16 protein-coding genes and 1 pseudogene are annotated in these 24853 nt (G+C 54.5%); 12 read left to right on the forward strand and 5 right to left on the reverse strand.

Annotated features, from left to right (window positions below; all coding sequences use genetic code 11):
- Window position 1: 1 nt before the first annotated feature.
- Genes mdtC through HV213_RS10470 form a run of 3 tightly spaced genes read right to left on the reverse strand, consistent with a single transcriptional unit; the run spans window position 2 to window position 7461 of the window.
- The gene (mdtC, locus tag HV213_RS10460) at window positions 2-3079 is read right to left on the reverse strand and encodes a multidrug efflux RND transporter permease subunit MdtC (protein ID WP_181485653.1); all 3078 of its coding nucleotides are present in this window, start codon (window positions 3077-3079) and stop codon (window positions 2-4) included.
- The gene (locus tag HV213_RS10465) at window positions 3080-6202 is read right to left on the reverse strand and encodes an MdtB/MuxB family multidrug efflux RND transporter permease subunit (RefSeq protein WP_181485654.1); all 3123 of its coding nucleotides are present in this window, start codon (window positions 6200-6202) and stop codon (window positions 3080-3082) included. It lies immediately after the preceding gene.
- Window positions 6202-7461 (reverse strand): MdtA/MuxA family multidrug efflux RND transporter periplasmic adaptor subunit, encoded by a 1260-nt coding sequence (locus tag HV213_RS10470; RefSeq protein ID WP_181485655.1) that lies wholly within the window; start codon window positions 7459-7461, stop codon window positions 6202-6204. The genes HV213_RS10465 and HV213_RS10470 overlap by 1 nt, the downstream gene beginning before the upstream one ends.
- A gap of 384 nt (window positions 7462-7845) precedes the next feature.
- Here HV213_RS10470 and HV213_RS10475 point away from each other — a divergent pair, with 384 nt between their 5' ends.
- The 5 genes and pseudogenes from HV213_RS10475 (at window position 7846) to HV213_RS10495 (ending at window position 12197) form a co-directional block, all read left to right on the forward strand.
- Window positions 7846-8607, forward strand: a complete 762-nt coding sequence (locus HV213_RS10475; RefSeq protein ID WP_181485656.1) for a dimethylarginine dimethylaminohydrolase family protein — start codon at window positions 7846-7848, stop codon at window positions 8605-8607.
- Window positions 8608-8635: 28 nt separating this feature from the next.
- Window positions 8636-9409: an ABC transporter substrate-binding protein gene (locus HV213_RS10480; RefSeq protein ID WP_181485657.1), complete on the forward strand. Its 774-nt coding sequence runs from the start codon at window positions 8636-8638 to the stop codon at window positions 9407-9409.
- 64 nt (window positions 9410-9473) lie between these two features.
- Window positions 9474-9749: pseudogene (locus tag HV213_RS10485) on the forward strand (ABC transporter permease subunit); the annotation flags it as partial.
- A gap of 31 nt (window positions 9750-9780) precedes the next feature.
- Window positions 9781-10749 (forward strand): IS5 family transposase, encoded by a 969-nt coding sequence (locus HV213_RS10490; protein WP_000654811.1) that lies wholly within the window; start codon window positions 9781-9783, stop codon window positions 10747-10749.
- Between the two features lie 161 nt (window positions 10750-10910).
- The gene (locus HV213_RS10495; protein ID WP_181485658.1) at window positions 10911-12197 is read left to right on the forward strand and encodes a citrate synthase; all 1287 of its coding nucleotides are present in this window, start codon (window positions 10911-10913) and stop codon (window positions 12195-12197) included.
- 129 nt (window positions 12198-12326) lie between these two features.
- On the opposite strand, the gene yegD is transcribed toward HV213_RS10495, so the two are convergent.
- Complete coding sequence (gene yegD / locus HV213_RS10500) at window positions 12327-13679, reverse strand: molecular chaperone (protein WP_065809843.1); 1353 nt, start codon at window positions 13677-13679, stop codon at window positions 12327-12329.
- Window positions 13680-13815: 136 nt separating this feature from the next.
- Between yegD and alkA the strand changes: the two genes are divergently transcribed.
- The 4 genes from alkA to asmA all read left to right on the forward strand — a co-directional run bounded on the left by alkA (window position 13816) and on the right by asmA (window position 17968).
- Window positions 13816-14664 (forward strand): DNA-3-methyladenine glycosylase 2, encoded by an 849-nt coding sequence (alkA, locus tag HV213_RS10505; RefSeq protein WP_181486380.1) that lies wholly within the window; start codon window positions 13816-13818, stop codon window positions 14662-14664.
- Between the two features lie 114 nt (window positions 14665-14778).
- Window positions 14779-15420: a uridine kinase gene (udk, locus tag HV213_RS10510; RefSeq protein WP_048264000.1), complete on the forward strand. Its 642-nt coding sequence runs from the start codon at window positions 14779-14781 to the stop codon at window positions 15418-15420.
- A gap of 91 nt (window positions 15421-15511) precedes the next feature.
- Entirely contained in the window at window positions 15512-16093 is a 582-nt protein-coding gene (gene dcd / locus HV213_RS10515) for a dCTP deaminase (RefSeq protein ID WP_048263999.1), read from the forward strand.
- Window positions 16094-16120: 27 nt separating this feature from the next.
- Window positions 16121-17968, forward strand: a complete 1848-nt coding sequence (gene asmA, locus HV213_RS10520) for an outer membrane assembly protein AsmA (protein WP_181485659.1) — start codon at window positions 16121-16123, stop codon at window positions 17966-17968.
- A 218-nt stretch (window positions 17969-18186) separates the two neighbouring features.
- Here asmA and HV213_RS10525 read toward each other — a convergent pair whose 3' ends face one another.
- The gene (locus HV213_RS10525; protein WP_181485660.1) at window positions 18187-19773 is read right to left on the reverse strand and encodes a TerC family protein; all 1587 of its coding nucleotides are present in this window, start codon (window positions 19771-19773) and stop codon (window positions 18187-18189) included.
- A 406-nt stretch (window positions 19774-20179) separates the two neighbouring features.
- Between HV213_RS10525 and HV213_RS10530 the strand changes: the two genes are divergently transcribed.
- The 3 genes from HV213_RS10530 (at window position 20180) to HV213_RS10540 (ending at window position 24092) form a co-directional block, all read left to right on the forward strand.
- Window positions 20180-21387, forward strand: a protein-coding gene (locus HV213_RS10530) for an IS3 family transposase (RefSeq protein ID WP_181486381.1) whose coding sequence is annotated in 2 segments (ribosomal slippage) — window positions 20180-20501 and window positions 20501-21387 — 1209 coding nt in all. Because the reading frame shifts where the segments join, the coding sequence is not laid out codon by codon here.
- Window positions 21388-22107: 720 nt separating this feature from the next.
- Window positions 22108-22998, forward strand: coding sequence for a UTP--glucose-1-phosphate uridylyltransferase GalF (gene galF / locus HV213_RS10535; RefSeq protein WP_065809838.1), 891 nt, complete (start codon window positions 22108-22110; stop codon window positions 22996-22998).
- A gap of 464 nt (window positions 22999-23462) precedes the next feature.
- Window positions 23463-24092 carry a phosphatase PAP2 family protein gene (locus tag HV213_RS10540; protein ID WP_142982013.1) on the forward strand — a complete coding sequence of 210 codons (630 nt, stop codon included), beginning with the start codon at window positions 23463-23465 and terminating at the stop codon, window positions 24090-24092.
- Window positions 24093-24853: the final 761 nt, after the last annotated feature.

The following is a 24853-nucleotide window of genomic DNA, read 5'->3' on the forward strand; positions in this document are numbered from 1 at the left end:
GTTATTCGCTTACCGGTTGATGGAGTTTTCGCGAAAAACGCAACCGCAGACGGTCGAAGAACAGATAGACCACTGGCGTGGTATACAGGGTCAACAACTGACTCATCACCAGACCGCCGACGATGGTAATCCCCAGCGGCTGGCGCAGCTCGGAGCCATCACCACTGGAGATAACCAGCGGCAGCGCGCCGAACAGCGCTGCCAGGGTGGTCATCATTATCGGGCGAAAACGCAACAGGCAAGCCTGGAAGATGGCTTCTTCCGGCGGCAGGTTGCCGTTACGCTGCGCCTCAAGGGCAAAATCGACCATCATGATGGCGTTTTTCTTCACGATGCCAATTAATAGCATAATCCCGATTAGCGCGATTAGGCTGAACGGGGCATCGAAAAGCTCCAGCGCCAGCAGCGCGCCGACGCCAGCGGAAGGAATGGTCGAAAGGATAGTCAGCGGATGAACGTAGCTCTCGTAGAGGATCCCCAGCACGATATAGACCGTGGCGATTGCCGCCAGAATCAGAATCACCTGCGAGTTCATGGTCTCCTGGAATACCTGCGCGGTCCCGGCGAACGAGCCGCGCACGCTTGACGGCACGCCAAGCTGGGTCATTGCCCGGTTAATCGCATCGCTGGCTTCCGACAGCGACTTGCCGGTCGGCAGGTTAAAGGAGATGGTCGACGCCGCCGACAGCCCTTGATGGTTCACCGACAGCGGGGCGTTGGCCGGTTGCCATTTGGCGAAATAAGAGAGCGGAATGGGTTTATCTTCGCTGTTGATCACAAACATCTTATCCAGCGCGCTGACGTCCTGGGTGTAAACCGGATCGACTTCCATCACCACCTTATATTGGTTCAGAGGCTGGTAAATGGTTGAGATCTGCCGTTGACCGAAGGCGTTGTTGAGCAAGTTATTGGCGTCCTGCACGCTGATCCCCAGACGCGACATGGTATCGCGATCGTAGATCAGATCCATCTCCGCACCGTTATCCTGCTGATCCGAGTTAACGTCCGCCAGTTCCGGCAGCGCCGCCAGCGCTTTGCGGATTTTTGGCTCCCACTCGCGCAGCGCCGCAAGATCGTCCGACAGCAGGGTGTACTGGTAGCTGGCATTAGCCTGACGTCCGCCTACGCGAATATCCTGTACCGCCATCAGGAACAGGTTGGCCCCCGGCTCTTTCGCCAGTTTTTTACGCAGCCGGTCGATAATCTGCTGCGCCGTTTCGTGTCGTTCATCGCGCGATTTCAGGGTGATAAACATCATCCCGCTGTTGACCCGTGAGCCGCCGGTAAAGCCAGTGACGTTATCCACCGCCGGATCTTCACGAATGATCTTCATAAAGTCCTGCAGCTTGCCGCGCATTGCCTGGAACGAAATGCTCTGGTCGGCCTGAATGCCGCCCATCAGTACCCCGGTATCCTGCTCCGGGAAGAAGGTTTTCGGAATCGAGATATAGAGCCAGATACTGAGCGCGATGGTGCCGAGCAGCACCAGGCCGGTTAAGCGGCTGTGCTTCAGTACCCATTTCAGCGACTTGCCGTATCCGCCCTGAATAGCCACCAGCAGACGACCAAAACCGCGCTTGCGCGTCGGCTCGTTGGGCTTGCCGCTTTTCAGCAGCCAGCCGCACATCATCGGCGTCAGGGTCAGCGACACCGCTAGCGAAATGCCGATCGCCACCGACAGGGTAACGGCAAATTCGCGCAGTAACCTCCCCGGTAGCCCGCCCATCAGCAGTAGCGGCAGGAAGACGGCGACCAGCGACACGCTCATCGACAGCACGGTGAAACCGACCTCCCGACTCCCTTGAAGTGCTGCCTGTAGCGGCTTCATACCCGCTTCGAGATGGCGGGAGATGTTCTCCAGCACCACGATGGCGTCATCGACCACAAATCCTGTGGCGATGGTTAGCGCCATCAGTGACAGGTTATTCAGGCTGAAGCCGCACAGGTACATCGCCGCAAAGGTGCCAATCAACGAGACCGGAACCGCCACCGCCGGGATCAGCGTTGCTCGTCCCGAGCGCAGGAACAGGAACACCACGAGGATCACCAGGCCAACCGAAATCACCAGCGTTTGCTCGACTTCTTCCAGCGAGGCGCGGATGGTTGGCGACCGGTCCTGGGCGATTTGCAGGTCGATAGATGCCGGGATCGTGCGCTGCAGATCCGGCAGGCGGGCGCGAATGCTGTCCACCGTTTCAATGATATTGGCTTCCGGCAGCTTGCGGATCATCAGCAAAATTGCCGGTTTAGCGTTGGTCATCCCGGCGTTGCGCACATCCTGTACCGAGTCGGTGACGTTGGCGACATCACCTAACCGCACCGCCGCGCCGTTATTGTAGTGCACGATTAATGGTTGATATTCGGCGGCGGTTTTTAGCTCGTCGTTGGTTTCTACCTGCCAGCGGTGGGAGGCGTCTTCCAGCGCTCCCTGCGGTTTACGCACGTTGGCGTCGCTGATGGCGGTGCGTACCGCGTCCAGCGACACGCCCTGGTTAAACAGCGCCTGCGGGTTGAGATCAACGCGCACGGCGGGCAGGGAGCTGCCGCCGACGTCAACGTCGCCGACGCCGTCAATCTGCGCAATGGTCTGCGCCAGCTGGGTAGAGGCGAAATCGTACAGCTCACCCTGGGAATAGGTATCCGAGGTGAGGGTGAGGATCATGATCGGCGCGTCGGACGGGTTGGCCTTGCGATAGGTCGGGCGGCTCGGCATGCCGCTCGGCAGCAGGCTTTGCGCGGCGTTAATTGCCGCCTGTACGTCGCGCGCGGCGCCGTTGATATCGCGATCGAAGTTGAACTCCATAATGATTCGCGTACTGCCAAGCGAACTGGAGGAGGTCATCTCGTTCACCCCGGCAATCCGCCCCAAAGAGCGCTCCAGCGGCGTCGCCACCGAAGAGGCCATAGTTTCCGGCGAGGCGCCGGGCAGCGAGGCGCTGATCATAATGACCGGAAAATCCACCTGCGGCAGCGGCGCGACCGGCAGCAGGCGGAAACCGAGGACGCCGCACAGGGTGATGGCGAGCGAAATCAGAATCGTCGCCACCGGGCGATAAATGAAGAGGGCGAAAAACTTCACTTACGCCTCCTCCTCACGCCGTGGGAACCGGCTCTTCATATACAGCGACAGGCGGTCGAACAGCAGATAGATGACCGGAGTAGTGAACAGGGTCAGCACCTGGCTGAGCATCAGGCCGCCAACCATACCGATCCCCAGCGGACGACGCAGTTCCGCGCCAACGCCGGTGCTCAACATCAGCGGCAGCGCGCCGAACAGGGCCGCCAGCGTGGTCATCAGGATCGGACGAAAACGCAACAGACAGGCCTGATAAATCGCCTCGCGCGGCGGCATGCCCTGTTCGCGTTCGGCGGCCAGCGCGAAGTCGATCATCATGATGGCGTTTTTCTTAACGATACCGATAAGCAGAATGATGCCGATAATGGCGATAACATCCAGCTCGCTACCGGCCAACCACAGTGCCAGCAGCGCGCCGACGCCCGCCGTTGGCAGGGTAGACAGGATGGTGATTGGATGAATAAAGCTCTCATACAGCACGCCGAGCACGATATACATCGCCACCACGGCGGCAACCACCAGCCAGACGGTGCTGCCGAGCGCCGACTGGAAGGCCAGAGAACTGCCCTGGAACTGGGTACGAATATCGCTCGGGAACTCCAGCGCCTGCTCGGCGCCAAGAATCGCCTCGACCGCATCGCCCAGCGAATAGTTGCCTGGGACGTTAAACGAGATCGTGGTGACCGGGAACTGATCGAGATGGTTAATCGACAGCGGGGCAAAGCGCTGCTCCACTTTGGCGATCGCCGTAAGCGGCACGATCCCGCCGTCGCTGCTGGTCAGGCGGATATTGTCCAACGCCGCCAGCCCCGGCGTCGCCTGGGTATCATGCTCCAGCACCACGCGGTACTGGTTCGCCTGAGTATAAATGGTGGAAATCAGGCGCTGACCGAAGGCGTTGTACAGCGCGTTATCGATATCGGACATGCTGATGCCGAGACGGCTGGCGCTATCGCGGTCAACGTTGATATACGCCGCCAGGCCTTTATCCTGCCAGTCGCTGCTGACGTCGGAGAGCTGCGGCAATGCCTGCAGGCGGGTCAACAGCTGTGGTACCCAGTTGCTCAGCGCATCAAGCGAGTTGGCCTGAAGCGTGAACTGGTACTGGGTGCGGCTGACGGTAGTGTCAATCGTCAGGTCCTGGGTTGGCTGAAGATAAAGTTCGATACCGGGAATGCCGTCCACCGCGTTTTGCAGGCGGGCGATGACCGTTTGTACGCGATCGTCACGCTCGTCCAACGGCTTGAGGTTGATTTGCAGGCGGGCGCTGTTCAGCGCCGGGTTGGTGCCGTCAACCCCAACGTATGACGTCAGGCTTTCCACCGCCGGATCTTTAAGAATGACCGCGGAAACCTGCTGCTGGCGCTCGGCCATGCTGGCAAACGATACCGACTGCGGGGCCTGTAGCGTGCCCTGGATGATACCGTTGTCCTGCGTTGGGAAGAAGCCTTTCGGAATAAACACCCATAGCATAATCGACAGCGCCAGCGTGCTAAGGGCCACGCTCAGCGTCAGCCACGGATGGTTCAGCACCCGGCTCAGCCAGCGGCCATAGACGGCGATCACCCGCTCAAAGAAGCGTTCGCTGGCGCGGGAGAAGCGGTTTTGCTTGCGCAGCGACTCGTGGCTTAACATGCGTGCGCACATCATCGGCGTCAGGGTCAGCGACACCACTGCCGAGATAAGGATCGCCACCGCCAGGGTGACGGCGAACTCGCGGAACAGGCGGCCCACGATATCACCCATAAACAGCAGCGGGATCAGCACCGCGATCAGCGAGAAGGTCAGGGAGATAATGGTAAAGCCGATCTCACCCGCGCCTTTCAGGGCAGCGGTCAGCGGTTTTTCGCCTTTCTCGATATAGCGCGAGATGTTTTCGATAACCACGATGGCGTCATCGACCACAAACCCGGTGGCGATGGTCAGGGCCATCAGCGTCAGGTTGTTAATCGAGAAGTCGAGGAACACCATTACCGCGAAGGTGCCGACCAGCGACAGCGGCACGGCGATGCCGGGAATAATGGTCGCCGGGACGTTGCGCAGAAACACGTAAATAATCATCACCACCAGGGCGATCGCCAGCATCAGCTCAAACTGAGTGTCGCTGACCGAAGCACGAATATTGGTGGTGCGGTCAGAAAGTACCTGCACTTTGACCGATTTAGGCAGGCTTTCGGTCAGCTGTGGCAGCATCTCGCGGATGCTGTCAGCAGTGGAAATGATGTTGGCCCCCGGCTGGCGCTGAACGTTCATCACGATCGCCCGCTGGTTATTGGCCCATGCCCCGAGCCAGCTGTTTTCCGCCCCCTGTTCAACTGTTGCGACATCGCCGAGGCGAATCGCCGCACCGTTCTGCCAGGCGATAATCAGGCGGCGGTAATCTTCCGCCGATTGCATCTGATCGTTAGCTGAAAGCGTAACCGCACGGGACGGACCGTCGAGGCTACCTTTTGCCGAGTTAACGTTGGCGCTGGTAATCGCGGTGCGGACCGTTTCGCTGGTCAACCCGAGGGCGGCAATGGCCTGGGCGTTCAGCTTCACGCGCACCGCCGGGCGTTGACCGCCCGCCAGAGTCACCAGCCCGACGCCGGAAACCTGGGAGATTTTCTGCGCCACGCGGGTTTCTACCATATCTTCGACCTGAGTCATAGGAATGGCGGAAGAGGTGACCGCGAGGGTCATAATCGGCGGGTCAGCAGGGTTCACTTTGCTGTAGACCGGCGGGTTAGGCAGATCTGACGGCAGCAGGTTAGTCGCGGCGTTGATGGCCGCCTGAACTTCCTGTTCGGCAACGTCCAGCGGCAGCGTGAGCTGGAACTGGAGCGTGACCACCGATGCGCCGCCTGAACTCTGGGACGACATCTGCTTAAGCCCGGACATCTGGCCAAACTGGCGCTCCAGCGGCGCGGTGATCGACGAGGTCACGACATCCGGGCTGGCGCCAGGGTAGAGCGTCACCACCTGAATGGTTGGGTAATCCACTTCCGGCAGCGCTGAAACGGGCAGGAAACGATAGCCGATAATCCCGGCCAGCATAATGGCCGCCATTAACAGCGTCGTCGCTACCGGGCGCATGATAAACAGACGGGAAGGGCCACCCGTACTGCTCGGCGGTAACACTTGCATCAGGAGCGCGCTCCTTTTTTACCGTATTCACGGCTGGTGGCTTTTGCCGGTTCGGCTGCGGTGGTGGCGTCGTGAGCCTCAACCACTTCGACCTTCGCGCCTTCCGTCAGGCGGTCGATGCCGTCGGTCACCACGCGATCTCCGGCGGAAAGCCCGGCGTTAATCACCACTTTCAGGCTGTCCTGAATCCCGGGCGTCACCGTATGCTTGCTGACTTTGTTTTCATCGTTCAGCACCCAGACGAAATGACCCTCGTTGCCCATTTGCAGTGCTGCGGTCGGAATAACCACCGCGTTTTGCTCGGTATCCACCAGCATCCGGGCGTTGACGAACTGATTCGGGAACAGGGCGTCGTCCTGATTATTAAAGCGTGCTTTAAGCTTGATGGTGCCGGTGGTGGCATCAATCTGGTTGTCGAGACTCAGCAGAGAACCTTCGCTGATCTTCTGTTTGTTGGTACGGTCCCAGGCTTCGACGACCAGGTTTTTGCCCGCCTTTTGCGCCTGAACCACCGTGGCGATTTGGTTTTCCGGCAGCGTAAAGACCAGGTCGATAGGGTGAGTTTGCGTTAGCACCACAATCCCGGTGGTGTCGCCGCTAGAGATCTGGTTGCCGATATCAACCTGCTTTAAGCCGACCCGACCATCAATCGGCGCGGTGATGCGGCTCCAGTTCAGCTGTAATTGGGCGCTGGCGACGGCGGCTTCATCGGCTTTAATCGTGCCCTGAGATTCGCTGACCAGCGATTGTTGAGTATCCAGCTCCTGGCGTGAAACCAGGTTGGTTTTGACCAATTGCTGGTAGCGCGCCAAATCGCGACGAGCGTTGGCCAGGGTGGCCTGATCTTTTGCCAGCTGGCCCTGAGCCTGGGCGAGGGCGACTTTAAACTGGCTGGGGTCGATTTCGGCGAGCAGGTCGCCCGCCTTTACCTGTTGGCCTTCCGTGAAGTGGATAGCCAAAAGCTGACCGTCAACGCGGCTGCGCACGGTGACGGTGTTCGCCGCCGTTACCGTACCAAGGCCGGAGAGATAGCGAGGGACCGATTCACTGGTGGCCGTTGCCGCCTGCACCGGCGCAAGGGCTGCGCCAAAACGACCGTGGCGTGGCCCACCTGGCCCTGGACCCTGCTGGCCCGGGCCTGCTGCCGTTACAGAGGTGCTGTTTGCCGCTTCGCGACCCTGCCAAAACCAGTACGCTGCACCCGCGACGATCGCGACTACCAGCACGGCTACCCAACGGCTTTTCTTGCTACCTTTCATTAATTTGCTATCTCATCCTGAAACGTTTCACGGAATGATACTAGTTTAGTCAGTGAACGCTGCTTAAAAATGGAGGAATTATGAAAAGACTGTTGAGATATGTCTGGATAAAACGCTTTTTGCTGAGAGGCTTACGGTGAATATTTACGCGTAATTTACGCTTATCGATTTTTACCCACCGATCTTGCGAACGCCGATATTTATTTATCGGTATCCGTTGCTTCTTGATACCAACAGCGGATTGCGTCGAATCTGAACTGATATACAGCGTGAATAAGCAGCCGCTGGAGGCGATTCAACCTGATTGGCGGTCGTATCTGTTTGATAATCAAATTCACTCATTATTTTGCCTTTATCAAAGCGACCAATACCAGAGGGTTCTTTATGCATTTTACCCAAGCCATCGCTCGTCTACCGGCCGCTACCTGCGGCGCGGGCCAAACTACCGCGCAGCTAGGCGCACCGGATGTTGCCAGCACCACTCGCCAGTTTCTCGCTTATGTCGAAACTTTGCTTAAGCTCGGTCTCAAAGTGACCGTGCTGCCTGCGGCGGCAGATTATCCGGATGCGCACTTTGTTGAAGATACCGCCGTGGTGATGCCGGAACTGGCGGTGATTACCCATCCGGGCGCACCGAGCCGCCAGGGCGAAGTTGACACCATCGCGCCGGTGCTGGCGGGTTTTCGTCCGCTGGTGCAGATGAGCGAGCGTGGGCATATGGACGGCGGCGATGTGCTGCTGGTGGACAAGCAGTTTTTTATCGGCCTGACGGCGCGTACCGATGAGCAGGGCATTCGCGAGTTTGCCGCCGCCGTTGAGCCACACGGCTATCAGGTGACGGCGATTGAAGTGAGCGCCGGTCTGCATCTGAAATCAATTGTTAACTACGTTGGCCGCAATACGCTGCTGCTGACGGAAGGCTACGTTAACCACCCGGCGTTTAACGGTTTTAACAGCATTGTTATCCCTGAAGAAGAGTCCTACGCTGGTAATACGCTGTGGATTAACGATACCTTAATTACGCCGCAGGGTTACCCCCATACCCTGGGCGAAATCAGCAAGCTGGGAATGCCCATTGTGCAGCTCGACACCAGCGAATTTAAGAAAATGGATGGCGGGCTGACCTGCCTCTCACTGCGTTTTTAATTACCGCGCCGACACCGGGGAAACCGAAATGAAAACACGCATCGCCGCATTACTGGCCTGTATGGCGCTCAGCGCGCCGCTGGCCGCCCAGCAGTTTGACACCATCAGTTTTGGCGTCGATGGCGGCTATCCGCCTTTCGATGTCTTGGCACCCAGCGGTGAAATTACCGGTTTTGATATTGATATCGCCAATGCGCTCTGTACGCAGCTAAAAGCGAAATGCGTTTTCGTTAAGCAGCCGTTCGAGAGCATGATCGCTGCGCTGAATGCGCATAAATTCGATGCCATTATCGCCTCGCTCAATATTACCGATGAGCGCAAAAAGGAAGTGGATTTCACCGATCGCTACTATCGCAGCGCGGCGCAGCTGGTTGCGCGTAAAGGTAGCCCGCTGCTGCCGGAAGTTGCCAGCCTGAAAGGCAAGACCGTCGGCGTACAGACAGGCTCCACTCATGAAGCTTTTGCTAAGGCCAACTGGGCCAATCATGGTGTGAAAATCGTTGGTTATGCAAACCAGGATAACGTCTATCTCGACCTGCTTTCCGGGCGTATCGACGCCGCTTTGCAGGACAATATCCAGGCGGCGACCGGCTTTATTGATACCCCGCGCGGGCAAAAATTTGCTTTTGCCGGCCCGGTTATTCAGGACGGCGGCATCTCTTCCGATGTTGGGATTGCAGTGAATAAAGATAATCCGGCGCTGCGTGACGCGCTAAACGGCGCTATCAAGGTCATCCGCGCTGATGGTACCTACGATGCTATCCAGAAAAAGTACTTTAGCTTTGATATTTATGGCAAATAAGTCGTGAAGGCGAGGGCGCAGGCAATGGCTTGCGCCGCTTTACGACATCCGCGGAAGGCTGAATATGGTCGCAGACTATTTACCCCTGTTGTTACGCGGCGCGGCGCTTTCGCTGTGCGTGATGCTCTCTTCATTACTGGTGGCTCTGCTGCTGGGGCTGATTAACTCGCTGGTGAAACTCTTTGGCCCGCCGTGGCTGCGCCTGTTTTCCACCGGTTACACCACGCTGGTGCGCGGTATTCCGGAACTGGTCATTATGCTGCTGCTGTTCTTCGGCGGCGAGATGCTGGTCAATCTACTTCTGAGTTTAGTGGGGCTGGGGCCAGTGCGCTTCAACACGGCTTTGTTGAATAAATCGAACTTTTGCTGAGTTGAAGGATCAGATCACGCATCCTCCCGACAACACAGACCATTCCGTGGCAAAGCAAAAGTTCAGAATCACCAACTGGTCCACCTACAACAAAGCTCTCATCAACCGTGGCTCCCTCACTTTCTGGCTGGATGATGAGGCGATTCAGGCCTGGTATGAGTCGGCAACGCCTTCATCACGAGGAAGGCCCCAGCGCTATTCTGATCTCGCCATCACCACCGTTCTGGTGATTAAACGCGTATTCCGGCTGACCCTGCGGGCTGCGCAGGGTTTTATTGATTCCATTTTTGCCCTGATGAACGTTCCGTTGCGCTGCCCGGATTACACCAGTGTCAGTAAGCGGGCAAAGTCGGTTAATGTCAGTTTCAAAACGTCTACCCGGGGTGAAATCGCACACCTGGTGATTGATTCCACCGGGCTGAAGGTCTTTGGTGAAGGCGAATGGAAAGTCAGAAAGCACGGCAAAGAGCGCCGTCGTATCTGGCGAAAGTTGCATCTTGCTGTTGACAGCAACACACATGAAGTTGTCTGTGCAGACCTGTCGCTGAATAACGTCACGGACTCAGAAGCCTTCCCGGGCCTTATCCGGCAGACTCACAGAAAAATCAGGGCAGCCGCGGCAGACGGGGCTTACGATACCCGGCTCTGTCACGATGAACTGCGCCGCAAAAAAATCAGCGCGCTTATTCCTCCCCGAAAAGGAGCAGGTTACTGGCCCGGTGAGTACGCAGACCGCAACCGTGCCGTTGCTAATCAGCGGCTGAGCGGAAGCAATGCACGGTGGAAATGGACAACGGAATATAACCGTCGCTCGATAGCGGAAACGGCAATGTACAGAATGAAGCAGTTGTTGGGAGATTCACTGACGCTGCGTGACTACGATGGTCAGGTAGCGGAAGCTATGGCCATGGTGCGTGCGTTGAACAGGATGACAAAGGCTGGGATGCCAGAAAGCGTGCGTATTGCCTGAAAATCCAGCCAGCTACAGGGTCGTTCGCACGAAATCTTATTTATTCAACAAAGCCCTATTCACATCAAAGAACCAACGAGCCACACTGGTTATGTTGACAATTCCGCCTGAAGAAATGACCAGGTTAATTATTCACTCGTTGTGGAAGGGGACCTTACAGGATGACGACAAAATCGCTAACGCTTGCTTTGGATGAACAACAGTCAATTCCTTTGAGTACGGTCTCGGGGACGCTGGGCCACGTCGGCATGGATATCCGTCCGCTGGCGTCTGCAGGGCTATGCAGCTTTGACCCCGGTTTTACTAATACCGCAGGCTGTACGTCGGCCATCTCCTGGATTGATACCGAAAAAAGTATTCTGCTGCACCGCGGTTACCCGGTCGATCAACTGGCTCGCCAGTGTGACTTCCTTGAAGTGGCTTATATTCTGCTGCAAGGTGACGCGCCTGATGAAGCCAGCTATCAGATCTTTAAAAACAATATTACCCGTCACAGCCTGGTGCACGAGCAGATTGCCCGTATGTGCAGTAGCTTTCGTCGCGACTCTCATCCGATGGCCTTAATGTGCGCGCTGGTAGGAACTCTGGCGGCGTTCTATCACGATGTGCTGGACGTCGAAAATCCGGAGCACCGCGCGCTGGCCGCTACTCGCTTGCTGTCGAAAATGCCGACGCTTGCGGCGATGAGCTACAAGTTTTCTATTGAGCAACCGGCGCAGTATCCACGGAACGATCTCTCTTATGCGGGTAATTTCCTGCATATGCTGTTTGCCATCCCGGCGGAACAGTATCAATTAAACCCAGTGATCGAGCAGGCGATGAACCAAATCCTGGTGCTGCACGCCGATCACGGCCAGTGCGCATCGACCACAACCGTTCGGGCTGCGGGCTCTTCCGGCGCGAATCTTTTTGCCTGTATTGCCGCTGGGCTCGCTTCTCTGTGGGGGCCGACCCACGGTGGAGCCAACGAAGCCAGTATGCGGATGCTGGAAGAGATTCAGACTGTTGATCAGATCCCTGCGTTTCTGAGTAAAGCGAAACGCGATCCGCAGGCGTTTCGTCGTCTCGGCTTCGGTAACTCCCGCTACCGTAACCTTGACCCAAGAGCCGCTATTTTGCGCGAGACCTGTCATCGGGTACTGAAGGAATTGGGGATGTCTGATATGCCGCTGCAGGTGGCGATGGCGCTTGAAGAGGTGGCGCTGACCGACCCGTACTTTATCGAAAATGGTCTGTCGCCAAGCGTGGATTTCTATACTGCGGTGATCCTCAAAGCGATGGGGCTACCTGCGTCGATGTTTGTGGTGATTACCGCTGTAGGCAGAACGCTCGGCTGGGTGGCGCACTGGAATGAAATGCACGAAGCGCCGCTGAATATTTATCGCCCGCGGCAGATTTATACCGGGGAAGGGATGCGAGATTACGTTTCGCGCCGTGAAGGGAATTAACAGCGCGCAATTTTGAGAGAGTGCTCGTATTGTTGCCGGGTGGCTGATGACGCCTTGCCCGGCCTACGAAACCCAGGTCGGTAGCCCGGATAAGGCGCGTGCGCCGCAATCCGGGATCGCAAAGGATCGCTAGCGAAATACCACCTGCGCCCAGCGGGCTAATCCGGCCGTTACCGAGCCAAAATCATCGCCACCAGCAACGGGAATACCCGGCAGGTGAGCCGCCAGCGCTTTTTTTATCAGCGGAGAGCGAGCGCTACCGCCGGTCAGGTAAATCACATCAGGTTTGTCATTGCTGTTATCCAGCGCCAACTGCACCTGCTCCATAATGCGGGCCAACGGCTGATCCAGCGCGGCTTCGAGTCCCTGCTGGCTGATAGCTGTTGCCAGTTCGTCGCTGATAAACGGCAGTCCGGTCATCACGCTCGGCTGTGCGGAAAGGGCGATTTTGCTCTCCTCCGCACTACGCACCAGGCGGTAGCTCAGACGCTGACGCCAGACCTTCAGTAATAGGGCGACTTTCTCGCTGTCGCGAGCGCTGCGCAGTAAATCGTTCAGCAGGCGGCCGTTGGCGGTGCTGTAAAAATCGGTCTGCGCTGGAACGTCGTTAATCGCTACCGCATTCCACCACGGTAGAATCGGCAGCGCGATACCTTTCTCGGTGTCGCCGCCCATGCCCAGCAGCGGCATCAGGCACTTAAAGGCCAGGGCGATATCCAGGTCGTTACCACCAACGCGACAGCCGCTATGGCCAAGCAGGCTCTGCTGGCGATCGGCTTTTTCTCGCCACTGCGGGCCCATTAGCAGCAGCGAACAGTCGGTAGTACCGCCGCCGATATCGACGACCAGAACGCGTTTTTCTTCAGTCAGGGTTGCTTCGAAATCCAGACCGGCGGCGACCGGTTCAAACTGAAATACCACGTCACGGAAGCCCGCGCGCTTTGCCGCTCGCTCCAGAATACCCTGCGCCTGGGCGTTGGCTTCATCGCCGCCGAGGCCCTGAAAGTTAATTGGCCGCCCGATAACCGCCTGGTCGATAGTTTCCGGCAGCTGCGTTTGCGCCTGTAATTTGATATGCAGCATCATGGCGCAAACTAAATCTTCAAACAGCGCAACCTGCTGCGGCTTGAGCCCGCTGGCGCCGAGGAACGATTTCGGCGACTTCACAAAGTACACTTCTTCCGGATCTTCGACGTACTGATGCAGCGAGGCAAGACCAAACTGCACGCTGTTGCTGAGTACGTCGATATCTTCCTCGCGGTTGAAGCTAATGGCGCGACGCAGCAGCGCCTGGTTTTCATCACCGTTGGTAGGAACATCATGATGGCGGTAGAGCCACTCGCTGACCGCCTCGCGGGTAGGTGCGCAAAGCATTGAAGGCAGCAGCGAACTGCCGTTTTCCAGCGTCAGCAACTGCGGAGTATTCTCACGCATGACCGCTACCGAACAGTTAGCGGTACCGTAGTCAAAACCAATAAACATAGCCTGCAAAATCCCCATGCCGGTGAAGAAGGGGGGCGACTTTAGCGGATTGACGGCACTGCGACAACTGGAATTTAAAAGCAAGGCACGTCCGGCGCAGAGCCGCTATGATTGAAGCGCTGAAAAAGGAGAAATGATGACGTTGTTACCCTGGCATCCCCCCTACGACTGGCAATGGATGTTTAGTTTTCTTGGTGCGCGTGCGGTGCAGGGGATTGAGACCTTTGCCGACGGGAGCTATAGCCGCAGCTTTGCGCTAAAGGGCCACTCAGGGCTGATCACGGTGACGCCGGACGATGCCGCGCAGGGCATGCGGGTGACGCTTTCCGCCGGGCTGCAGCCGGTTGCGGACGAGTGCCTGGTGAGAATTGCGCGCTTGTTTGATTTATCCTGCGACCCGCAGCAGGTCGCCCTGACCTTGGGAAACCTCGCTCAGCCGAGGCCGGGGCTTCGGCTGCCGGGCTCCCTCGACGCGTTTGAGCAGGCGGTGCGCGCGGTGCTGGGGCAGTTGGTCAGCGTAGCGATGGCGGCAAAGTTGACCGGGAAAGTGGTGGCGGCCTTCGGAGAGCCGCTGATCGACGCCCCGGGTTTTTACCTGTTTCCTGGTGCGCAACGGCTGGCGCAGGCCGATCCGCTGGCGATTAAGGCTTTGGGCATGCCGCTGCGGCGCGCCCAGGCGCTGGTTCATCTGGCGCAAGCGGCCATCAGCGGCGAGCTCCCCCTCGTTGCGCCGGATAATATAGAAGCGGGTATGAAGCAGTTGCAGACCCTGCCGGGCATTGGCCGCTGGACGGCGAGCTATTTCGCGCTGCGCGGCTGGCAGGCACAGGACATCTTCCTGCCGGATGACTACCTGATTAAACAGCGCTTTCCCGAAATGACACCTGCTCGTATTGCGCGCTATGCCAGCCGCTGGCAGCCGTGGCGATCGTACGCGTTACTACATATATGGTACACGGAAGGCTGGTCGCCGGATGAGGAATAGACGCGCAGGGCGCTTAGCACTAGTATCGACGCGCTGAAATCCCTATAATTGCGGCGTTTGGCGGTCAACCGCCACCCTTCCTACATTCCCAGGTTAATCAGGTCGCAAAAATTTATGACTGATACGTCTCATCAGTGCGTCATTATAGGCATCGCCGGCGCATCGGCTTCGGGCAAAAGCCTTATCGCCAGTACGCTTTATCGTGAATTACGTGAACAGGTCGGCGATGAACATATCGGCGTTATTCCGGAAGACAGCTATTACAAGGATCAAAGTCATCTGTCGATGGAAGAGCGTGTAAAAACCAACTACGACCATCCGAGTTCCATGGATCATAGCCTGTTGTTTCAGCATTTACAGATGCTGAGAAGCGGCCAGCCGATTGAGCTACCGGTGTACAGCTACGTTGAACATACTCGTATGCCGGAAACCATTCATATTGAACCGAAGAAAGTCATCATCCTTGAAGGGATCCTGCTGCTGACCGACGCCCGCCTGCGTAACGAGCTCAGCTTCTCTATTTTCGTCGATACCCCGCTGGATATCTGCCTGATGCGCCGCATTAAGCGCGATGTCAACGAGCGCGGGCGTTCAATGGACTCGGTGATGGCGCAGTACCAGAAAACGGTGCGTCCGATGTTCCTGCAGTTTATCGACCCTTCCAAACAGTATGCCGATATTATTGTGCCTCGCGGCGGTAAGAACCGTATCGCCATCGATATTCTGAAGGCCAAAATCAGTCAGTTCTTTGAATAACACGAACGAATTGTGTAACGTGCAAAGAAGAAGCCAATTTGCCCTTATCCCCGGAAGGCGTAAGGGCGCAATGCCTTAAAGGAGAACGTTGATGCGTTTGTGCGACCGAGATATAGAAGCCTGGTTGGATGAGGGACGGCTGGGCATTAACCCGCGCCCGCCCATTGAGCGCATTAATGGCGCGACGGTCGATGTACGTCTGGGGAATAAATTCCGTACTTTTCGCGGGCATACTGCGGGCTTTATTGACCTGAGCGGGCCTAAAGCGGAAGTGAGCGCGGCGCTGGATCGCGTGATGAGCGAAGAGATTGTTCTGCCGGATGGCGAGGCGTTTTTCCTGCATCCGGGTGAGCTGGCGCTGGCGGTGACGTTTGAATCCGTCACCCTGCCGCCGGATCTGGTCGGCTGGCTTGACGGGCGTTCTTCGCTGGCGCGTCTGGGTTTGATGGTGCACGTTACCGCGCACCGCATCGATCCAGGCTGGTCCGGCTGTATCGTGTTGGAGTTCTATAATTCAGGTAAGCTGCCGCTGGCGCTGCGTCCGGGGATGCTTATCGGCGCGTTAAGTTTTGAACCCTTATCCGGCCCGGCGGTGCGGCCTTATAACCGTCGCGAAGATGCAAAATATCGCGACCAGCAGGGCGCGGTAGCGAGTCGAATCGACAAGGACTGATAATTTTAGCGGTTTGCTGAGGATGCCATGAGACGAATTCTGACCACGCTGATGATCTTACTGGCGGTAGTTGTCGCCGGTCTTACCGCGCTGGTATTGCTGGTCAATCCCAACGACTTTCGCGCCTATATGGTCAAAGAGGTGGCGGAGCGCAGCGGCTATCAGCTTGAACTCGATGGCCCGCTGCGCTGGCACGTTTGGCCGCAGCTCAGTATTCTCTCAGGCCGTATGACTTTGACCGCGCCTGGCGCAGATGAACCGGTCATTCGCGCTGATAATATGCGCCTTGACGTCGCGCTGATGCCGCTGATTTCCCATCAGTTGCAGGTCAAGCAGGTGATGCTAAAAGGTGCGGTTATCCAGCTAACCTCTAAAACTGAAGCCGTGCGTAGCCAGAATGCGCCGGTGGTTCCGCACGACAACACGCTGCCTCAGGTGCCTGAGGACCGCGGCTGGTCATATGACGTTCGGCAGCTTCAGGTTGTTGATAGCGTACTCTTCTTCCAGCATGAAGATGGCGAACAGGTTACGGTACGCGATATTCGTCTGCAGATGGAACAGGATGAAAATCATCACGCCACGCTTGATTTTTCAGGCCGGGTAAACCGCGATCAGCGGGATCTGGCGCTCTCTTTATCTGCGCAGGTGCAAGGCGGCGATTACCCACACTCCCTGAAGGCGGATATTTCGCAGTTAAGCTGGCAGCTTCGCGGGGCGGAACTCCCTGCGGAAGGGATTAGCGGGCAGGGCAGCATGCAGGCTAGCTGGCTTGAAGATGCCAAAAAGCTCAGTTTCAATAATCTGAATTTAACCGCTAACGGTAGCAACATTGCCGGGAACGCCAGCGTGGTGCTGGGCGAGCAGCCGGATTGGGAACTGAATCTTCAGGCAAGTACGTTGAACCTTGACAGCCTGCTTTCCCATGCCTCGCCGTCTACTGAAAATGGCATCAACCAGCAAGGTCAGAGCCAGACCAGACAGCTACGCCCGGTTATTGCGGATAATGATATTCAGCAGGACTACAACGCTCTGCGCGGCTTTAATGCCCGAATGACCCTGACGGCTGACCAGCTACAGTGGCGGGGGATGCATTTTACTCAGGTTAAAAGCGATATCAGCAACCAGCAGGGGCTGCTGACCATCAATCAGATGCAGGGGAGTCTGGATGGCGGGCGACTGTCGTTACCGGGTTCACTGGACGCTCGCGGCGACACGCCACAAGCCTCGTTCCAGCCGAAACTGGAAAACGTTGAGATAAGCTCGATTCTGAAAGCCTTCAACTACTCGTTAAACCTTACCAGTAAACTGTCGCTGAACGGCGATTTCTCGGGTGAAAAGATTGATGCCGACGATTTCCGCCGTAGCTGGCAGGGGCAGGCGCAAATTCAGATGACGGATACGCGCACTGAGGGGCTGAACTTCCAGCAACTGGTCCAGCAGGCCGTTGAGCGTAGCACTAACGTTCAGGCACAGGAAAACTACGATAATGCCACCCGGCTGGATTCGGTGAGCACCGCGCTGGCGCTGGATAATGGCCTGGTGACCTTAAGTCGCATGCAGGGGCAATCTGAGCTAATGGCGTTAACCGGGCAGGGCGAGCTCAACCTGCTGAAAGAAGACTGCGATATGCGCTTCAACGTTCGGGTTTTAGGCGGCTGGAAGGGCGAGAGTAAGCTTATCGACAGGCTCAAGCAGACGGCGATTCCATTACGTATTTATGGTAACTGGCAGACGCTGAGCTACAGCCTGCAGGTTGACCAGATATTGCGTAAACAGCTGCAGGACGAAGCGAAAAAACGGCTTAACGAATGGGCTGAGCGCAATAAAAATACCCAGGACGGGAAGGACGTGAAGAAGCTGCTTGATAAGCTGTGAGTCCGGTCAGCAAGAAACCTGTAGCCCGGACAGATGCGTAGCATCGCCTCCGGGAAAGTGCTGCTGGCTGATACCGGGCTATCGATCGTTTTTTTGTAGCTACCGCTTGACGTTCAAGATACAAGGTCGGGTCAGGCGATAGCCGCCACCCGACATAAACATTAGCGCACTTTCTACAACTGATTTACTACCCTTTAGCCTGTTCACATATGAAGGCATTACACTTCATAATCCAGTTCATTTTCTTCCGGCGCTGGCGGCACTATCTGTACTTTTTGCACCCGATGACTTTCAACCTGCAACGTGCGCAGAACATACCCGCCGATTTCTACTTCTTCACCTTCCTGCGGAATATGCTGCAGATACTCCATCAGCAGACCGGCAACCGTGTGGTATTCACGTTTCTCATCCAGTGGAAGAGGGACGTACTGAACTAAATCTTCCAGCGGCATATGGCCGTTGACCGTCCAGCTATCATCGCCGTTTTTATGAATATCGTGACGGGCATCGATCTCCTCCACCTCATTCGGCAGGTTACCGGCAATGGTTTCCATCACATCGCTAAGGGTCACAATGCCTTCAACGGAACCAAATTCATCAACGACGAACGCAAAGTGGGTTCTGGCGTTACGGAACTGCTCCAGTGCGGGGAGCAGCGGCAGCGTTTCCGGGAATACCAGCGGCTGGCGAATCAGGGCCTGCAGATTGAGCGGTTCGTTGTGCAACGATTGTTGCAGAAGATCAATAACATGCACAACGCCAAGCATATCTTCATCGTCATCGTCGCCGGTGACCACTAGGCGGGTATGCTGATTTTTATCGAGTAAAGCGCGGATCTCTTCTTCCGGGGCGCTGAGGTCAATATGTTCAATATCATGACGTGAGGTCATTATGCTACTGACGGTGCGCTGATTGAGATTCAGCACCCGTTCAATCATCCGCCGTTCCTGAGGGTTAAATAGCGGGTTCTCCTCTCGATCGGCAACCAGTGCGGCGGTATCGCTATCTAACTCGCCATTGTTTTTGCGACCACTCAACAGGCTCATTACCGCCTCAGTGGTTCTCTGGCGCAGCGTCAGGTTGGCAGAGAGAAAGCGACGGCGGTTAAAAATTGCCAGCTGATTAAATGATTCAATCATTACTGAGAAGCCGATAGCCGCATACAGATAACCCTTAGGAATCGGGAAGCCAAAGCCTTCGGCTATCAGGCTAAAGCCGATCATCAGCAGGAAGCTTAAGCAAAGGATAACTATCGTCGGATGGCTGTTAACAAAGCGGGTCAGGGCTTTACTGGCCATCAGCATCAGGCTAATAGCGATGATCACCGCCGCCATCATTACCGCCAGATGGTCAACCATCCCGACGGCGGTAATTACCGAGTCGAGGGAGAAAATGGCATCAAGAACGACGATTTGCGCCACAACGCCCCAGAATTTTGCCCCTTTGCGCTGGGTAGGGTTATCGCTATCCTTTCCTTCCAGTCGTTCGTTTAGCTCAACTGTCGCTTTGAAAAGCAGGAAAAGTCCGCCAAACAGCATGATCAAATCGCGAGCGCTAAAGCTCAAATCGTGCCAGATAATCAGGGGCTTAGTGAGGGTGACCAGCCAGGAGATAGAGGCCAGCAGCAGCAGGCGCATCACCATCGCCAGCAGCAAACCGGTTACCCGCGCGCGATCTCGCTGCGCAGGAGGGAGTTTTTCCGCAAGAATTGCGATAAAGACCAGATTATCAATACCGAGTACCAGCTCAATAACGACAAGAGTTATGAGACCGGCCCAGATAGAGGGGTCGGCAATCCATTCCATATTTAGCTAAAACCTTTACAACCTAAGAGTGCCATGTATCGATCATGGATAACCCATAGATAAATTGCAATATTTTCTGTATCAGCTTCGCTGGAGGTGGCGTCAGGCTCTGTCACACCAACAAGCAAAGTATTCTCTGTTGCAAGCGATAGGGTAACCGCTCAACATTCAGGGATTACCGTATGCGAATTGACGTATTTATCAGTGCATAAGAATTTTCTGAAATAGGTTCGTTTTATTTATAACCACATACACAAGATGAGTAATAAATCGCGCAATGGGGATTGGTTTCCAGATACGGGTGGTTGATGAAGCTGATGTAGCCCCCTGAAACACCGGACAGTAGCTGTATCTCCAGATAAGAGATAGGCTTGAATATATGTCTAACACTAACGCCAATTTTGAGATGACCGGGATCCTGTTAGGGCAAGAAGCCCGTAAACGTAAAACTCCTCAGGAGAAGATCGCCATTATCCAGCAGACGATGGAGCCGGGCATGAATGTCTCCCATGTTGCCCGCCTGCATGGTATCCAGCCCAGCCTGCTGTTTAAGTGGAAGAAGCAATATCAGGAAGGCAGCCTCACCGCCGTTGCGGCCGGAGAGGAAGTCGTTCCTGCTTCTGAGCTTACTGCTGCTCTGAAGCAGGTCCGGGAACTTCAGCGCCTTCTGGGCAAGAAGACGATGGAAGTTGAGATCCTGAAAGAAGCCGTGGAGTACGGCCAGTCGCGAAAATGGATAGCGCACGCGCCCTTGTTGCCAAAGGACGGGGAATAGCCCTGGTCAGCCGCACCATGGGCGTGTCGCGTGCGCAGCTGTCACTGCGGATTAACCGTTCTGCCGACTGGCAGGACAGGCGCTGTAACCGGCGTAATGACGAAGCAGACGAAGAAATACTGTCGGCTATCCTCGACATCATCAGCGATATGCCGAGTTATGGTTATCGACGCGTGTGGGGCATCCTGCGCAAGCAACGTCGCACAGAGGGACAGCCACCTGTGAACGCCAAACGGCTTTACAGGATAATGAGCGAGCATAACCTGTTGTTGTTGCATGACAAACCAGAGCGACCGAAGCGTGAACATAAGGGCAAGATAGCGGTGGCAGAAAGCGATATGCGCTGGTGTTCAGATGGCTTCGAGTTCGGCTGCGACAACGGCGAAAAACTGCGGGTAACGTTCGCGCTGGACTGCTGCGACCGTGAGGCCATAGACTGGGCAGCAAGCACGGGAGGCTATGACAGTTCGACCGTGCAGGATGTGATGCTGAGGTCTGTGGAAAAGCGCTTCGACGACAGGTTGCCCGACACAGCGGTGCAGTGGCTGACGGACAACGGTTCAGCGTATACCGCGTATGAAACGCGGAGGTTCGCGAGAGAGCTGAATCTGGAGCCCTGCACAACAGCGGTGAGCAGCCCGCAGAGTAATGGCATGGCCGAACGGTTCGTGAAAACGATGAAAGAAGACTATATCGCGTTTATGCCAAAACCGGATGTGAGAACAGCACTGCAAAACCTTGCAGCAGCGTTCACGCATTACAATGAAAACCACCCGCACAGCGCGCTGGGATATCACTCCCCGAGGGAATACCGGCGGCAGCGGACATCGTTAACTTAAGATACAAAAGCTGTTCGGAGATGGCGGGTCAAGATCAGGTGGTTGATGAAGCAGGGCTGGAAATTAATCAATAGATTTGATGTATGCAATATGGTTTTGCCAGACTCCAGATTTTTACACTACTTAATGTCGTGGGTTGTCGTATATCTGTTTTTACGCGACGATGATGTCAGCTTTATGTAGTAGAAAATAAGAGAAAATTAGAAATGTCAGTCTGCGGAGGCGATGGAGATATTGCCAGATGAGTTCACATGAGCACAGTTAAGAAAGATTGATAGTGCTAATATGACTGATATTTAACCATTTTTATGTGCGTTATAATTTTATAACGAATATAGACGAATATTTTGGCTGGTTTTCTATTTTTTTGTGGTCACTTGTTCTGTGTCAACTTATGTTGAAAGATAACAGCGTATCAAAAGGGGAATGATGCAGTGGCTGTGAGTATCATTGCTATCTCTTATGAATTAGAATAGATAAATGGATATGATAACTTATTGTAAATATTGGTGATTTTTGTTTGGTGATAGTGAATAAGAATTTTCTTAAGTTCGTCTATGGGTCCGCATGCTTTACGTGTATTCTTAAATTAAACGTGTAATTTCAGAATTTGACGGACAGTAGGGTAGACGGCAAACGTGTATCATCATGGATAAATGCCAGTGATACATACAATCTGACAGGAATCGAGAGATTTATAACCATACAGGTGGACAGAGAATGGTGAGTTTGAAAGCAGTGATACCGGTAGCAGGACTAGGGATGCATATGTTACCTGCGACCAAGGCCATCCCAAAAGAGATGCTGCCGATCGTCGATAAGCCAATGGTGCAGTATATTGTTGATGAAATCGTAGCTGCTGGTATCAAGGAGATTGTACTGGTCACCCACTCCTCGAAGAACGCCGTGGAAAACCATTTTGACACCTCATATGAGCTTGAAGCTTTGCTTGAGCAGCGCGTAAAACGCCAGCTGCTGGCGGAGGTTCAGGCTATCTGCCCTCCAGGCGTAACCATTATGAACGTGCGTCAGGGCCAACAGCTTGGATTAGGCCACTCAATTCTTTGTGCACGTCCGGTCATTGGCGACAATCCGTTTGTGGTTGTGCTGCCGGATATCATCCTCGATGACGCCAGCGCTGACCCGCTGCGCTACAACCTTGCGGCGATGGTGGCGCGCTTCAACGAAACTGGTCGTAGCCAGGTCCTGGCCAAACGCATGGAAGGTGACCTCTCTGAATACTCCGTGATCCAGACCAAAGATGCGCTGGAATCTGCCGGTCAGGTTGCGCGTATCGTTGAGTTCATCGAAAAACCTGATGAACCTCAGACGCTGGATTCCGATCTGATGGCGGTTGGTCGCTATGTGCTTTCTGCGGATGTATGGTCTGAGCTGGAACATACCGAGCCAGGCGCGTGGGGCCGTATCCAATTAACCGATGCTATCGCAGAGCTGGCGAAAAAACAGTCGGTTGATGCCATGTTAATGACTGGCGAAAGCTATGACTGCGGTAAAAAAATGGGTTATATGCAGGCCTTTGTAAACTACGGGCTGCGTAACCATAAAGAAGGGACGAAATTCCGCGAGAGTATTAAAAAACTGTTAGCGTAATTATTGTGCTGGATTTTACGGGCATATGAAAAAGTGAACGGTTGCGGCAAGGTATTGGTAAGCAAGATGCAGCCGTACCTGTTCACCTGACCGAACGACGAGACTCGTTTTTAATGATTTTTTATTTAAATTCAAAGGATTGATGCCTGTTTTGTTATATTGTATCGATTAAAACTGCCATCAACGTTCAGAGACTTCTGGTAGTCAGAAAAGACCCATCATGATGAGATGGTCGGAGTAGCTAAATTTCAGCTTTGCTAATAATTACTTACCAGGAATTTTCTTAAGTAAATAAGCACTGAGCAGGTTACGATACAAAAATAAAACTTGACTGAGATCATGTTTGCGCATTAAACAACGGTACTGCATGCATAAAAATGTGAAGTTGCTGGATGTGTATGCCCACATAGATGTCGCGGAAAAGACGTTACGGACTGGAGAGATCGTCAAAGGATGAAAGGTAAATGAACTGGCAGGTAGTCACTTTTTTTGGCGATAGTACCGTGCTGTTACCCAGTGCGGCCGTGTTGTTTATCGTTCTTTTTCTGCGAAAAGATTCAAAGCAGGTGGCCTGGCACTGGGCGCTGCTGTTTGGTATCACCGGCGCGATTGTTTGCGCATCAAAACTGGCATTTATGGGTTGGGGTATCGGCATTCGCGAGCTGGACTTTACCGGTTTTAGCGGGCACACCGCATTATCTACCGCCTTCTGGCCAATCTTCTTATGGCTGTTGTGCGTGCGTGCTACACCAGCGTTTCGTTTTTCTTCGGTCGTTCTGGGTTATGCATTAGCCGGATTTGTGGGCTATTCACGATTGATGATTCATGCCCATTCAACCTCAGAGGTTATCGCAGGTTTTATGCTGGGGGCTGCGGGAAGCGCATTGTTCCTGCTTATACAGTTGCGCACAAGTGGTACTCATACGGCCCAGTTGTCCTGGGGAGGGTTAGCAAGCGTGGTTATCATCCCGGCACTGTTGCTGAATACCGGGGCCAGGGCACCCACTCAGTCTTTATTGGGTGAGATTGCGGTGAAGCTTGGATCACTGGAAAAACCTTTTACCCGAGCCGACCTTCATAAGCGATTTTATTGAGACTGTAGTAGTAGAACGGTGTTACCTGAGACTGGAGATATATCCTGTCTATTAGCGTCTGTAAGAGGCAGGCTCTGGCAGGTGTGCAGATAAAGGTGAATTCACATTCATGAAATAAATTTGTGATAGTGCAATCTGCGCAATATTTGACAAAATGATAATCTGCCAGGATGTTTCCTAAATAATTTTTTTGGCTAAATATTGAATTTATTAATGATAACAACATGCTGGCATAATTCTTTTTACTATTAAATTTTGTAGTTGACTGGACATAATTATCCAGAAGGTGACTTAGTATAGTTTTTGTGGTGAAACATCAATAAAATCATACTGTTGATGTTTTTTGCCTGTTATGAGTGGAGCACGCTTATACGTATTTGCCGATAAACAATAATGTTATCGGGTGAGTCTGTGCAGGACGTAGTCTGAACAACGAATAATTCGAGATTAGACTCCCAATTGAGACCATAATCTCGTAAACTTATGCCCGCGAAATTGATTGCTTTGATGGATTAATCACCGATTCGCTGAAACCGGCGGTTAAAATACAAATGGAAGAAGTACAGTGCATTGGTAGCTGTTAAGCCAAGGGCGGTAGCGTACTTGCTGCCTGTCGTTTTCTGTAAATCACATCTCATTCCATGCGACCGAAATTCCTAAAATGTCCTTAGTACAGGTGATTATCTTCACAACCTGTATATACTAGCGTGTTCGTCACCCAATCAGCGTGTAGCCTGCATGAGGTTACAGAGAGAAAACTA

The organism is Klebsiella sp. RHBSTW-00484 (assembly GCF_013705725.1).
GTDB lineage: Bacteria > Pseudomonadota > Gammaproteobacteria > Enterobacterales > Enterobacteriaceae > Klebsiella.